This is a genomic window from Ruegeria sp. CDSC052, from assembly GCF_059610685.1.
The window spans coordinates 21,688-35,815 of the sequence record NZ_JBXWOB010000011.1; the positions used below are offsets into that span (position 1 = coordinate 21,688).

Below are 14,128 nucleotides of genomic sequence, written 5' to 3' on the forward strand. Positions count from 1 at the left end.
CGCCGGAGACCTCTTATGATCGGAATTGTCGGAATTGTTGTTATTTTCGTCATGGTGTTCGGCGGCTATTTGGCGGCTGGCGGGAAAATGACCATCATCATGAAATCCCTGCCGTTCGAGATGATGATGATCGGTGGCGCCGCGGTCGGCGCATTTATGATCAGCAATGACCTGAGCGCCGTGAAGCACACGATCAAGGATATGGCAAAAGTATTCAAGGGGCCGAAGTGGAAGCCCAATGACTACCGTGATCTACTGTGCCTGTTGTTTTCGCTGATCCGCATCGCCAAGGCCAACCCAGTCGAAGTCGAACAACATATTGAAGAACCCGAAAACTCGCCTCTGTTTTCGACTTATCCTAAAATTCAGGCCGACAAAGAAGCCGTCGACTTGATCTGCGACACAATGCGAGCTGCCTCTTTGAATTATGACGATCCCCACCAGGTCGAAGAGGTGCTGGAAAAGCGGATGGAGGCGAATTTTCACCACGCCATGCATTCTAGCCACGCGCTACAGACTGTTGCTGACGGCCTGCCCGCACTTGGAATTGTTGCGGCAGTTCTGGGCGTTATCAAAACGATGGGCTCGATTGATCAACCCCCAGAAGTGTTAGGAAAGCTGATCGGTGGCGCTTTGGTCGGGACGTTCCTGGGGGTCTTTCTAGCTTATGGGCTGGTCGGCCCATTTGCAGGAAAACTCAAATCCGTGGTGGAAGAAGACAATCATTTCTATCAGTTGATCAAAGAGGTTCTGGTTGCCAACCTGCACAACCACAACCCAGCCATGTGCATTGAGGTCGGGCGGCAGAACACTCCCACCCATAACAGACCGGGTTTCTCAGAACTTGAAGAGGCCTTGAAAGAACTCAAGCAGGCAGCGGCATGATCCGATGCGCCCTGATGGTTTCGGCAGCCCTTGCTGCCGCAGGACAGGTAAGCGCGCGCGATATTCCTGTGCGATCGGGTGAGCATGGCGGGTATACGCGTCTTGTTGTGCAGGTGCCCCCGGGTACGGAATGGGGTCTGAAGCAAACGAAGAATGGCGCAAGACTCGACATAGCGCTTTTTGATGCCGAATTTCAGACCGGGGCAGTGTTTCAGCGGTTGTCGCAGAACCGTCTGTCTGCGATCTCACAGACCAACCCGGGTGATGCGTTAGAGATGGAATTCGGCTGCGACTGCTTTGCCACCGCATTTCTGCATCAAAACACGATGATCGTTGTGGATATTGCGCCGGGGGCAGCCCTTCCACCGATCAGCAGCGACATTCCACCCCCAACGCTGCCCAAAGCCGCTGTGGTAAACGCCCCGCTGCCCGGGCCACAGGCGCTTGATCCTCTGGTATTGCCGCTTTTGAATCTCAATGCGCAGGTATTTGAGGACCAGCTATCGACGCGATTGTTGCAGGGCGCTGACCGAGATCTGGTTAATCTTGAACTATCTCAGATTGGGCCCAGGAACTCGAATGGCAATCAATCGCTCGACATGCCACCGCGTATGGACCTGAACATCGCAGTTACGTCGGTACTGGACGATCTGGATGGCTTGCTGGGACCATCCATTCCACAACTGGAAAAGAAACCAGCCTGCATTTCCAGCGCCGAGCTAGGCTTTGACAGCTGGTCCGATGGGCGCCTGTTCCCCGAACAGGTGGCAGAGCTGCGCACCGGCCTGTTTCAGGAATTCGACCGCGTTGATAAAGAACGGGCCCTGAAGCTTGCCAAGCTCTATGCGTATTTCGGCTTCGGTGCCGAGGCGGTTCGCAGCCTTAGCTGGATGGGTGAAGAGACGCCAGAAACGAACCGGATTTCTGCGATTGCCGCTGTTCTGGACGACCGGCCACTGAAAGGGTCGAATCCATTCCGCGACCTACAGCGTTGCGAAAGTGACGCCGCAATCTGGGCCGCTCTGACCGAGGGTAGGCTCGCCGAAGATGCCCAGATAAGGGTTATGGAACAATCCTTTGCTCGACTACCGGATCATCTGCGCCGGCAAGTCGGTCCTATGCTGTCCGACATTTTCGTTGCAGCCCAAAAACTTGAAGCCGCGCGGCGCGTCTTGCGGGCTGTTGATCGCATCGAAACCAAACCCAGCCCCGGCACAACACAGGCCAAGGCCGGTGTTGCAAAGGCTGAAGGTAATCAGGAAAAATCCGAATCCTTGCTGAATGACGTAGTGAGCAGCTCGGAAGCGGGGCTCGAAGCGCCTCTGGCGCTGGCGCGACTGATTGAACAGCGGTGGGCGGAACGCGGGTCAGCCTCCGCCCGGGAGCTCGAACTTGCCGCATCTTATACGGTCGAATTGCGCCGATCTGAGATCGGCCCACTTATGCAACGTACATATGCGCTGGCGCTGAGTTTGGGCCAAGAGTTCGACCAGTCTTTTGATCTGTTAGAAGATATTCCGAATTCAGCTGAAACGCTGGACCGGGCCGTTCAAGTACTGACTGCGCGCGCCGACGACGATACCTTTTTGCGGCGCATCTTCAACCTGCCCGAACCGATGGCACAATCGCTGACAACCGAAACAGCAATCTCCATTGCCGAAAGGTTGGCATCGCTGGGGTTTGCCCGTCCAACGCTCTTTTGGTCCAACCGACCTCTGGACACTATCAGGCGAAAGGACCGAGCCCTTTTGCGCGCGCAAGCGGCATTGTTGTCCGGCCAGCCACACAAAGCCTTGCTGGAGTTAGGGGATGACCCCTCGGACAAGGCCATGTCACTGCGGGCGCAGGCCGATCTGGATATAGGTGAGTTTGAAAATGCAGGGCGGGTATTGTTGCAGTTTGACAGGGTGAACGAAGCAGAAAGATTGTTCTGGCTTTCTGATAAGGAAGACGTCCCGCAGCCTGCGGTCGACCAAAAATTCGGACAGGTCAGGCGGTCGACTCTGGCATTGGCAGAACCTGTAACCAGGATTGAAGAACAACCATTGGCGGATGCAACTGCCCTGCTTGAAAACAGCGCCAACGCCCGGGAGAATATCGCTCAGCTTCTCGCACTTGTGAGGGCAGACTGAAACGTCTGGGCAAAACTCAGGGTGGCCACCCAGTCAGGGCTGATCTCCTGACGAACCGCGGCATCCAATGCTCTGTTCCAGAGGGAAAACCCCATGAACAGAGCCTGAATTGGTGGGTTTAGTCAGTAAGGCGCCTCGACGTCATTCATCGAGACATAAACCGTTTTCATCTCGCTGAAATGATTGATTGCCAATTTCGAGTTTTCCCGCCCGACCCCAGACATTTTTGACCCGCCAAACGGGGCTTCAACCGGTGCGAGGTTGTAAGTGTTGATATAGCAGCTGCCCGCCTCGAACGCGGCCGCGATACGATGGGCTCGGGTCAGATCTTTGGTGAACACACCGGCTGCCAGACCGAATTCGGTGTTATTGGCGCGGGCCATCACCTCTTCCTCGGTTTCGAAATCCAACACTGACATAACCGGGCCGAAGATTTCCTCGCGCGCGATGGCCATTTCATCGGTCACATCGGCAAAGACGGCGGGCTGAATGTAGAACCCGTCGCTTTCGATACGCGCACCGCCATAGACCAAACGGGCACCTTCTGCCTTGCCTTTTTCAACATAACCCAGAGCGATATTCATCTGGTTTTCGCTAACCATCGGACCGAAATTAACCTCTTCATCCATCGGGTCGCCGATTTTCACATTCGCCAGACGCTGGGACAGGCGATCGAGGAAGGCTTCTTTGATGCCTTTGTGTACAAAAACGCGGGTGCCGTTGGAACAGACCTGACCCGAGGAGTAGAAATTCCCCAAAATGGCGCCAGACACGGCGTTTTCGATATCTGCATCGTCGAACACGATTATGGGGGACTTGCCGCCCAGTTCCATCGTGACATGCTTCATGCCATCGGCTGCTGCGGCATAAACCTTGCGCCCTGTCGGTACCGATCCGGTCAGCGAGACCTTGGCAACACGGGGGTCCGTCACAAGTGATGCGCCCACATCGCCATAACCCTGAATTACGTTATAGACACCCTTTGGTGCCCCGGCCTCGACCAGGATTTCGGCCACTTGCAGAGCAGACAAGGGCGTGGTCTCGGAAGGCTTGAATACCATCGTGTTGCCGCAGGCCAAAGCAGGCGCGCCTTTCCAGCAGGCAATCTGGGTTGGATAGTTCCACGCGCCGATTCCGACGCAAACCCCAAGCGCCTCACGGATCGTATATACGAAATCCCCACCACCCAGCGGGATATGCTCGCCGGTCAGCGAGGCCGCCAGACCTCCGAAATATTCCAACGCATCGGCTCCGCTGGTAGCATCGGCAACCAACGTTTCCTGCAGCGGTTTTCCAGTATCGTGGGTTTCGATGATCGACAGATCACGATTGCGTTCGCGCATGATGTCCGCGGCGCGGCGCAGAACACGGCCCCTTTCGGTCCCAGACATCGCGGCCCAGTCTGCCTGTGCCGATTTTGCACTGTTTAGAGCCTGATCTATGATCTGCGGAGTAGCAGAATGCAGCCGTGCGATCACTTCCCCTGTTGCAGGGTAGATCACGTCTATGGGTGCTCCGGTCGTGTCGTCGACATATTCACCGTTGATGAAATGGCTCGCCTTGGGCTGAAATCTCATTGTGGGGATTCCCTGATCAGAAGCTGTTTCCTCCGCGTTTATATTTTATTGACTCAGCAGTCAATAAAACTGATCCAGAGCGATTTCCTGCCAATTCCAACAGGCCGTGGCTTGAAATTTTCGGTAAATGTTCTATTTATGTTCTACATAGTCAGAGGATCAACCGATGGCCCATTCATTGCGAAACACCGCCCCGCACGGCCCGACAAACGACTATCACCTGCTGCCCGCCACCGATCGGCAGATACGCTATGCCCGCGCCATCGCGGAGCAAACTGCACTTGAGATTCCGGTCGAGGCGCAGCGCGACCGTCAGTCCATGTCTGCCTGGATTTCCAAACACAAACCTGATGATCCCTCGCCATTTGCAAATTACCCGACCGGCAAGCAGGTTGCCTTTGCCGAACGTATCTCGCGCAGCAAACGCCGCCCAATCCCGTCGGAGTGCTTTCGCGACAAACAGATGATGTCGCGTTGGATAGATCAAAACAAATAGACGAAATCAGAGCCTAATCCGGACTATGATTGCGGGCATACAACGCCACCGCCGCCGCGACGAACAGGCCCAGTAGGATATAGCCGGTCACCGCCTCGGCCACGGCCAGGGCGCGGCACAGCCCGGTTGGGGACATATCGCCGTACCCAACGGTGGTGAATGTAACATAAGAAAAATACAGGATATCAGCGGGCCCTTGCGCCCCGATGACGCAATTATCCTGGTACCCGAATGCGCCATAGGCAGCGGCGAACAGGAACGGAACGACCTGAATAAAGGACACACCCATCAAAAACAGAATGCGGCGCGGTGATTTCACCTGAGTCATATAGAACCAGGATTGAGACACCATCCACACAACCAGCCCCACAGAGGCGATCGTACCGATCGTGTCACCTGCAGTGCCCTCGCTCAGACGGGACAGACCGAACCATGCGAGGAAACTGGCAACCACCATTGCGGCTGCCGCCAGCAGCGTTGATTTCCATTCTTCCAAAGTCGTGGGTTTTCGGGACATGGAACCTCCAACGCGCTGAAATCTCCGGGATTATCCGGTGGACTGTCCTGCGTGGCAACCAGATTTCAGCAAATCAGTCTGCGCCCAGATGCTCCTGTCCCCGCTGACGTGCCAGCAGGATCTGTTTTTGACGTTCCCGGAACCGGGTTTTGTCGACCTCAGAGGTTTCCTCTATGCATTGATGGCAGGACACGCCGTGTTCGTATTCGGCACGTTTCACATCCTCGGGAAGGATCGGGCGACGGCAGCCATGGCACAGGTTGTGCGGCCCTTCGACCAGCCCATGCCCAACAGATACGCGGTTGTCGAACACAAAGCATTCGCCCTGCCAGGTGCTGTTCTCGACGGGCATTTCCTCGAGGTATCGCAAGATGCCACCTTTCAGGTGATAGACATCCTCGACCCCCTGACCCAACAGGTAATTGGTGGATTTCTCACACCGGATGCCACCCGTGCAAAACATCGCCACACGCTTATTGTGGAACCGGTCCTTGTTTTCTTCCCACCAGGTGGGGAATTCACGAAAACTGCTTGTTTCAGGGTCTAACGCGCCCTCAAACGTACCGATTGCCACCTCGTAATCATTTCGGGTGTCGATCACCACCACATCATCCGAGCGGATCAGATCATTCCAGTCTTCGGGCTCGACATAATTGCCGACACGGGCGCGCGGATCGATATCCGGTTGGCCCATGGTCACGATCTCTTTTTTCAGGCGTACCTTGATCTTGCCAAATGGCGGTTGGTCAGACGTGGCCTCTTTCCACTCCAGATCAGCACAGCCGGGCAGCGCACGGATATGGGCCAAAACCGCGTCAATGCCAGCGCGGGGTCCGGCAATAGTGCCATTGATCCCTTCCTGTGCCAGCAAGAGCGTCCCTTTGACCGATTGCGCGAGGCACAGCTCAAGCAAGGGCTCACGAAGGGCTTCGTGGTTGGCGAACCGGGTGAAATGATAGAGAGCAGCGATCGTATACATGCGCGCGGTCTAAACCCGCGCGGACAGAGTCGCAAGAGACCGGATTGACGCCCCTTGTCGCGCCCATTACCGATAACGCAACCGAAGGAGGTCCCCATGACCCATGCCCTTATTGTGATCGATGTTCAGAACGATTTCTGTCCCGGCGGTGCGTTGGCGGTTCCCGGCGGAGATGAGATCGTGGCTCCGATCAACGCGATGATGCCAGATTTTGACGCGGTGATCCTGACTCAAGACTGGCACCCTGCGGGGCATTCGTCCTTTGCCAGCAGCCATGCGGGCAAAAACCCCTATGACATGACCGAGATGCCTTATGGGCCTCAGGTTTTGTGGCCAGATCACTGCGTGCAGGGAACAAATGGGGCAGCATTTCATGCGAACCTGCGTACGGATGGCGATCTGATCCTGCGCAAAGGGTTCCGCAGCAACATCGATAGCTATTCGGCGTTCTTTGAGAACGACCAGACCACGCCCACCGGGTTGGAAGGGTATCTGCGCACCCGTGAAATCGAGAGACTGACACTCGTCGGACTGGCCACGGATTTCTGCGTCTACTACTCTGCGGTTGACGCAGCGCGGCTGGGTTTCGACGTGTCAGTTCAGATGAGAGCCTGCCGGGCAATTAATCTGGATGGGTCATTGGCCTCGGCAGAGACCGCGATGAAAGATGCTGGCGTTCGGCTGATTTAAGGGGTTGCCCCCGCAGCCGCCAGATACTTGAGCAGTGCAAAGATAGTCACCGCCAACCCCAAAGCAAACCCAACCCGGCCTGGTACAGTTCGGCGCTTTGGTCCGACCGATTCCGCCTGCTGTGGCCTAGGTTTCCACATCGGAACCTCTTTGGGCAACCCGGCGCGCGGCTTGGCGGCTTTTACATCGTTCATGAACTTCAGGAAATCAAACTCGCCGCAATATTCGCCTTTGACTCCCGTCGTCCGGATATTGTGAAACAAGGCTCGCAGAATGCGATCCCTGTCCGCCGTATCCTGTGGACGGTAATATCCATGGGTAATCTCGCTGCGCGTCGAATCCAGACCAAAACCGGCATCATGAAAAATTTTGCGTATTTTGGGTGACGCTGCCCGCAATGCATCGGCTGTTTTCACATTCCGAAACAGCGCACGCACCTTGCGTCCGTTTTGCGCCCCTGACGGGGTCGTCTCCGGATCGTTTTCCCCCGAAGCGATCGTTACAATATCAAAGTCGTACTCGAGAACCATTCACTAACTAAACCTCGACTATCCATCCCCCTCTTTCCACTAACCGGTGAAAAGACCCCACAATATGCTCGCATTGTGACTTGACCTTGTCATTGTCATCAATTTAGCGACTCTTGCCATTCCACGCACCTATTGATCTAACAACGGAAATCGCAGGAGTTCCCAATGGTCGATATTGCGACGCGAGTATACAATCACAAATGGAAGATTGACCCGATTGTCCGGTCTTTAATCGACACAGACTTCTACAAACTGCTGATGTGCCAGTCAGTGTTTCGAAATAAGCCCCAAACGGATGTGGTGTTTTCACTTATTAACCGGTCGAATCACATTCCATTGGCTGAATTGATTGATGAGGGAGAGCTGCGCGAACAGCTGGACCACATTCGGTCACTCAGCCTGAGCCGGGGGGAAAGCACTTGGCTGCGCGGCAATACCTTCTATGGCAAACGTCAGATGTTCCGTTCGGATTTCATGGGGTGGTTCGAGAACCTGCGACTGCCGCCCTATCACCTTGAACGCAAAGGTGATCAGTACGAATTGACCTTTGAAGGCAAATGGCACGAGGTCATGCTGTGGGAAATTCCTGCATTGGCAGTCCTGATGGAGCTGCGATCCCGCTCGGTGCTGAATGCGATGCGGCGGTTCGAGCTACAAATTCTCTATGCTCGTGCGATGACCCGTGTATGGGAGAAAATCGAACATCTACGAGGGATTCAGGGGCTGGGCATCGCCGATTTCGGCACCAGACGGCGGCATTCCTTTCTATGGCAGGACTGGTGCGTCCAAGCCATGATCGAAGGTCTGGGCCCTGCATTTACCGGCACCTCGAACTGCCTGATCGCCATGCGGCGCGAGGTCGAGGCCATCGGCACCAATGCCCACGAGTTGCCCATGGTTTACTCTGCGCTGGCTGATACTGATGAGAAACTGGCGCAGGCACCCTATGACGTGCTTAGCGATTGGCACGAGGAACATGACGGCAACCTACGGATCATCCTGCCTGATACCTATGGCACAAAGGGTTTTCTGGACGACGCGCCAGATTGGTTGGCGGGATGGACCGGCATCAGAATCGACAGCGGTGATCCGGCAACCGGTGCAGAAACTGCGATCAAATGGTGGCAATCGCGCGGTGAGGATCCCAAACAGAAACGCGTGATCTTTTCTGACGGTCTGGATGTCGGCAAAATCCGCGAACTGCAAAGTCAGTTTGCAGGCCGCACCAAAGTATCCTTCGGCTGGGGCACGCTGCTGACCAATGATTTCAGAGGGCTGGTTCCCGATGACGCGCTGGCACCCTTCTCGTTGGTCTGCAAGGCGGTTTCGGCCAATGGTCGCCCGACGGTCAAACTGTCGGACAACCCGGAAAAAGCGATGGGTCCGGCAGATCAGATTGAGCGCTACAAGCGTGTCTTCGGCGTCGGGGTGCAACAGCCAATCGAGGTCATCGTTTAGGCCCTAACCATGGAACGCAGCTACCGTTTTCACCTGTGAGAACCCGTACAGCGCTTCGAACCCTTTTTCGCGACCATGGCCAGATTTCCCGACACCGCCAAAGGGCAGCTCCACACCGCCGCCAGCGCCGTAATTGTTGATAAACACCTGCCCCGACCGCAACTTCTTTGCCAGCCGCATCTGCCGCGCGCCATCGCGTGTCCAAATGCTGGCAACCAGCCCGTAATCGGTGGAGTTGGCGATCTGCAGGGCCTCTTCCTCGGTCTCAAAGGGGATCAGCACTTGGACTGGGCCGAAAATCTCATCCTGTGCCAAAACATGATCAGAGGGTACGTCGGCAAACAAGGTCGGTTGCACATAGGCGCCAGTCTCGGGTGCGTGACCAACAATCGGCCCCTGGCCCACGATATTCAGATCTGCGCCTTTGTCGATAAATCCGGTCACGATGTCCTTCTGACGTGCTGAAATCAGGGGCCCCAGGCGCAAATCTTCGGACGCGGGCCCAACAGTCAACTCGGAGTAGGCCGAGGCCATGCGCGATTTGACCTGCTCATACACTCCGCGTTGCACCAGAACGCGGGAGGAGGCCGAACAGGTCTGCCCTGCGTTCTGAACGCCCGCATTCACCAGAAACGGCAGGGCCGCATCCAGATCTGCATCGTCGAACACCAGCTGCGGGGATTTCCCGCCCAGCTCCAGCGTCACTGGCACCACGTTATGCCCAGCGGCCTGTTGCACCAACGCGCCGGTGGCAACGGAGCCGGTGAAGGACACATGCTGAATCCCCGGATGCGCCGACAGCGCCGCCCCGGCCTCGGCCCCCAGCCCCGGAACCACGTTCAAAGCACCCGCCGGCAACCCGGCCTGCTGCGCCAGATGGGCAAAGGCAAGCGCGGTCAAACAGGCCTCTTCCGCTGGTTTCAGCACACAGGCATTGCCCATTGCCAGCGCCGCCCCGACAGAGCGGCCGATGATCTGCATAGGATAATTCCACGGCACAATGTGGCCCGTCACACCATGCGGTTCACGCAGGGTATAGACGGTATAGCCATCCAGATAAGGGATCGTTTCGCCCATCACCTTATCCGCCGCGCCTCCGTAAAACTCACAATACCGCGCCAGTGCCACCGCATCGGCGCGCGCTTGTGTCAGGGGTTTGCCGACATCCATCGCCTCCAACGCAGCCAGATCATCGACACGTTCCAGCACCATCTGGCCCAATCGGGTCAGAATGCGGCCCCTCTCCAGTGCGGTTTTGCGGCCCCAGTCCCCATCCAGCGCCTTTTGCGCCGCGTTCACCGCAGCATCGATGTCATCAGCATCCCCGCGCGCGATCCGACATAGCTCGGACCCGTCCGACGGGTTGATCAGCGGCAAATCGGCCTGAGACGCAGGCCGCTGCCACGCGCCGCCAATCAGGCACAAGCTGGGATCGAACCACAGGGGATTGGTCATGTCAGGCTCCATTTCGTCTCTAACATTGAAGTTTATGCTACATCCTGACCGATATCCGGCAGGGTCGGTGCGGCGGCGATCAGGGTTTGGGTATAGGGGTGCTGCGGGTTGGAAAAGACCTGTTCGGTCTCACCCTGTTCGACAATCTGCCCCGCCTGCATCACCAAAACCCGGTCGGTAATGGTGCGCACGACGCTTAGGTCGTGGCTGATGAACAGATAAGTCAGGTCATAGGCGCCGCAGAGCTCGGCCAGCAGATCAAGGATCTGCGCTCGGACAGAAACATCAAGGGCCGAGACCGCCTCATCAAACAAGATCAGTTCGGGCCGGATGATCAGGGCACGGGCGATGGCGATACGCTGCCTCTGCCCGCCCGAGAACTCGTGAATGTACCGACCCGCGTCATCGGGGCTGAGACCTACGGCCGTCAGAATCTCGGCGATCCGATCCTGCCGCTCGGACCCGGTTGGGGGATGTTCGAGCAGGTGAAACGGCTCGGTGATCAGGCGCGTGACCCGGTGTCGGGGGTTGAAGCTGCCATAGGGGTCCTGGAACACAACCTGCATCTTACGCCGGACGGCCAGATTGGGATTGTGCCCGGTGAATACTGGTTGCCCGTCCAGCAGAATCTGGCCGCTCTGCACCTCTTCCAGCCCCAGGATAGCCCGTGTTAGGGTCGATTTTCCGCACCCGGACTCTCCGACCAGGCCCAAGCGCTCGCCTTTGTTCAGTGTAAAGCTGACCCCAGCCACAGCCCTGTGGTGTCGCGGCGCATCAAACAAGCCCTTTCGGGGCAAACGGTAATCCCGGACCACCTGTGCAACCTCAAGCAAAGGCTGTGCCGGTTTGAGTTCCGGCAGGTCGACCTGATGGCCCGAAGCCCGGAACAGCATGCGTGTATAGGGGTGCTGCATGTACCGCAGCAAGGGTTCGGTGGCGCCGGCCTCGACGACTTCGCCATAGCGCATGACGATGATCCGGTCGGCCATATCGGCCACAACCGCCAGATCATGGGTGATCATTAGCAATCCCATGTCGTATTCGCGCACCAACCCCGTGAGCAGGTCTAGAATCTGCGCCTGCGTAGTGACGTCCAGCGCCGTCGTAGGTTCGTCCGCGATCAACAACCTTGGGCGCAACGCGATGGCCATGGCGATCACCACGCGCTGACGCTGACCACCGGACAGCTCATGCGGATACCTGGACAGAGGGAACCTTTCGGGCGGAAGGCCGACGCGCGTCAGCACTTCTTCGGCACGGGACCGGGCCTGTGCAGTAGGCATGGCTTTGTGGATCAGGATTGTCTCCATCACCTGATCCCCGATGGTTTTGACCGGGTTGAGCGCGGTCATGGGTTCCTGAAACACCATCCCGACCGAGGCGCCACGCAGGGCGCACATCTCATCCTCGGAACAGTTCAGCAGGTCCAGCCTGTCCAACCGGATCGCGCCCGCGGCATCCGCACCGTTTGGCAGCAGTTGCATCACCGCCAACGCCGTCATTGACTTGCCCGAACCGCTTTCACCGGTGACGGCGACGATCTCACCCGACGCAACAGACAGGCTGACCTGTTTGAGGATGTCCATGCCATGAATCGACAGGTTGAGATTTTCGATTTCCAGCAAGCTCATGCGCGCGCCACCCGTATTCGGGGGTCCAGCCAATCCCGCAAACCGTCGCCCAGCAGGTTCAGCCCCAAAACAGTGACAATGATTGCAAGCCCCGGAATCAGAGCCAAATGCGGGGCAAAACTGACCATCGTCTGCGCATCTGCCAACATCCGGCCCCAACTGGGCGTAGGCGGTTGCGCACCCAACCCGACATAGGACAGGCCTGCCTCGGCAAGAATGCCAAGGCTGAACTGGATGGTGCCCTGTACGATCAGCAAGTTCGCCACATTCGGCAGGATATGTTCCGCCGATATCCGCGCCGCACCCTTGCCCGAGACCCGGGCGGCCAGGATGAACTCTCGCTCCCACAGCGACAGCGCAGCGCCACGGGTGATACGGGCAAAGACCGGAATGTTGAAGATACCGATGGCAATGATGGCGTTGACCGCCCCGGCACCGAAAACGGCAGTGATCAGGATGGCGATGACCAACGACGGGAAAGCAAAAACCAGATCGTTGCCGCGCATGATCACCTCATCCAGCCACGCGCCTTTGCGCGCCGCTGCCGCCAGACCAAGTGGCACGCCCAATGTCATGCCGATCCCCACCGCCACCAAGGCCACAGCGATTGAAGTGCGCGCACCCACCATGATCATTGAGAACATGTCCCGCCCAAAATGATCGGTGCCAAACCAGTGCTGCTCATTGGGTGGTTGCAGCTTGGCGGGAATATTCAGCGCGGCGTGCGCGTAGGGCGTCCAGACAAAGGAAAGTGCAGCCGCCAAGACCACCAGCGAGGAGAGTACTGCACCAAGGATGAGGTTGCGGCTCATGTCCTGCTCCTCAGACGGGGGTCAACGGCGGCATAGGCGAGATCAACCAGAAAATTTACCGTGATCACTGCAAAAACCAGTAGCATGACCACGGATTCCACCACGATCAGATCGCGGGCCGAGATCGCTTGAAACACCAGCCGCCCGAGGCCGGGCAGGTAAAACACCTGTTCGATAATGATGGACCCGGCCAGAAGAAAGGAAAACTGCAGCCCGATGATGGTCAACACCGGGATCAGCGCATTGCGCACCCCGTGACGCCACAGCGCCTGTCGGCGGGACAGGCCCTTGGCCCGTGCGGTGCGCATGAAATCCTCACCCAGAATATCCAGCAGGGCCGACCGCATGACCCTTGCAAGAATCGCCGCCTGTGGCAGAGCCAGCGCTATGGCTGGCAGGGTCAGCGAGTGTAGACCGGTCCAAAACCCATCGTCCCAGCCTGCGAACCCTCCAGCGTTGAACCAGCGCAGATTGATGGCAAAGACCAGCACCAGCATCATGGCAAACCAGAAATTTGGCACGGCGATGCCGAGCTGTGTGGCCCCCATGACCGCCACATCGCCGGGCCGCCCCCGGCGCGCAGCAGCGTAAATCCCTGCGGGAAAGGCGATCAGGGTTGAAAGGGTCAGTGCATAAAGCGCCAGCGGCAGCGACACCCAAAGTCGGTCCGCAATCATCTGCGACACCGGCGTGCGATAGGTGTATGAAGTGCCGAAATCCCCGACCAGCATTCCGCTGACCCAGTTGAAATAGCGCTGCGGTTTGGACACATCCAACCCCAGCTCGGCCCGCAGCGCGGCCAGCGTGTCCGCCTGCGCGTTGACGCCAAGCATGAAGGATGCCGGATCGCCCGGCGCGACCTCGATCACTGCAAAAATGACCACCGAGGCGATAGCCAGGCTGATCACCAGCGAAATCAGACGTTTGAGGGCATAGCGTAGCATTACAAACAGGTTACGGGTGCGA

13 protein-coding genes are annotated in these 14,128 nt (G+C 57.4%); 5 read left to right on the forward strand and 8 right to left on the reverse strand.

Translation table 11 applies throughout. From position 1 onward, the window contains the following. Positions 1 to 15 precede the first annotated feature (15 nt). Positions 16 to 885, forward strand: coding sequence for a flagellar motor stator protein MotA (motA, locus tag AC2FIM_RS15745; RefSeq protein WP_271952372.1), 870 nt, complete (start codon positions 16 to 18; stop codon positions 883 to 885). Further along, complete coding sequence (locus AC2FIM_RS15750) at positions 882 to 3,017, forward strand: hypothetical protein (RefSeq protein WP_496708248.1); 2,136 nt, start codon at positions 882 to 884, stop codon at positions 3,015 to 3,017. The genes motA and AC2FIM_RS15750 overlap by 4 nt, the downstream gene beginning before the upstream one ends. A 122-nt stretch (positions 3,018 to 3,139) precedes the next feature. Here the strand turns inward: AC2FIM_RS15750 and betB are convergent, their stop codons facing one another. Then, positions 3,140 to 4,594 carry a betaine-aldehyde dehydrogenase gene (gene betB, locus AC2FIM_RS15755; RefSeq protein ID WP_496678423.1) on the reverse strand — a complete coding sequence of 485 codons (1,455 nt, stop codon included), beginning with the start codon at positions 4,592 to 4,594 and terminating at the stop codon, positions 3,140 to 3,142. A gap of 166 nt (positions 4,595 to 4,760) precedes the next feature. On the opposite strand from betB, the gene AC2FIM_RS15760 reads away from it, so the two are divergent. Beyond that, complete coding sequence (locus AC2FIM_RS15760) at positions 4,761 to 5,090, forward strand: hypothetical protein (protein WP_271952366.1); 330 nt, start codon at positions 4,761 to 4,763, stop codon at positions 5,088 to 5,090. 13 nt (positions 5,091 to 5,103) lie between these two features. On the opposite strand, the gene AC2FIM_RS15765 is transcribed toward AC2FIM_RS15760, so the two are convergent. Beyond that, a complete protein-coding gene (locus AC2FIM_RS15765) occupies positions 5,104 to 5,607 on the reverse strand; it encodes a potassium channel family protein (protein WP_281973307.1) in 504 nt (167 codons plus the stop codon). Between the two features lie 73 nt (positions 5,608 to 5,680). Next, complete coding sequence (gene trhO / locus AC2FIM_RS15770) at positions 5,681 to 6,586, reverse strand: oxygen-dependent tRNA uridine(34) hydroxylase TrhO (protein WP_496678426.1); 906 nt, start codon at positions 6,584 to 6,586, stop codon at positions 5,681 to 5,683. A gap of 96 nt (positions 6,587 to 6,682) precedes the next feature. On the opposite strand from trhO, the gene pncA reads away from it, so the two are divergent. Continuing rightward, the gene (pncA, locus tag AC2FIM_RS15775) at positions 6,683 to 7,276 is read left to right on the forward strand and encodes a bifunctional nicotinamidase/pyrazinamidase (RefSeq protein ID WP_142638619.1); all 594 of its coding nucleotides are present in this window, start codon (positions 6,683 to 6,685) and stop codon (positions 7,274 to 7,276) included. On the opposite strand, the gene AC2FIM_RS15780 is transcribed toward pncA, so the two are convergent. Further along, positions 7,273 to 7,806 (reverse strand): hypothetical protein, encoded by a 534-nt coding sequence (locus tag AC2FIM_RS15780; RefSeq protein WP_496678428.1) that lies wholly within the window; start codon positions 7,804 to 7,806, stop codon positions 7,273 to 7,275. The genes pncA and AC2FIM_RS15780 overlap by 4 nt on opposite strands. A gap of 165 nt (positions 7,807 to 7,971) precedes the next feature. Between AC2FIM_RS15780 and pncB the strand changes: the two genes are divergently transcribed. Continuing rightward, complete coding sequence (gene pncB, locus AC2FIM_RS15785; protein ID WP_142638615.1) at positions 7,972 to 9,264, forward strand: nicotinate phosphoribosyltransferase; 1,293 nt, start codon at positions 7,972 to 7,974, stop codon at positions 9,262 to 9,264. Positions 9,265 to 9,267: 3 nt separating this feature from the next. On the opposite strand, the gene AC2FIM_RS15790 is transcribed toward pncB, so the two are convergent. The 4 genes from AC2FIM_RS15790 to AC2FIM_RS15805 are packed head-to-tail and all read right to left on the reverse strand — an operon-like array spanning position 9,268 to position 14,106. Continuing rightward, complete coding sequence (locus AC2FIM_RS15790) at positions 9,268 to 10,719, reverse strand: aldehyde dehydrogenase family protein (RefSeq protein WP_496678430.1); 1,452 nt, start codon at positions 10,717 to 10,719, stop codon at positions 9,268 to 9,270. 32 nt (positions 10,720 to 10,751) lie between these two features. After that, a complete protein-coding gene (locus AC2FIM_RS15795; RefSeq protein WP_496678432.1) occupies positions 10,752 to 12,350 on the reverse strand; it encodes an ABC transporter ATP-binding protein in 1,599 nt (532 codons plus the stop codon). Continuing rightward, on the reverse strand, positions 12,347 to 13,162 hold the full coding sequence (locus AC2FIM_RS15800; RefSeq protein WP_496732154.1) for an ABC transporter permease: 816 nt from the start codon (positions 13,160 to 13,162) through the stop codon (positions 12,347 to 12,349). Before AC2FIM_RS15800 ends, AC2FIM_RS15795 begins: the two co-directional genes overlap by 4 nt. Further along, positions 13,159 to 14,106, reverse strand: a complete 948-nt coding sequence (locus tag AC2FIM_RS15805; RefSeq protein ID WP_282027660.1) for an ABC transporter permease — start codon at positions 14,104 to 14,106, stop codon at positions 13,159 to 13,161. The genes AC2FIM_RS15800 and AC2FIM_RS15805 overlap by 4 nt, the downstream gene beginning before the upstream one ends. Positions 14,107 to 14,128: the final 22 nt, after the last annotated feature.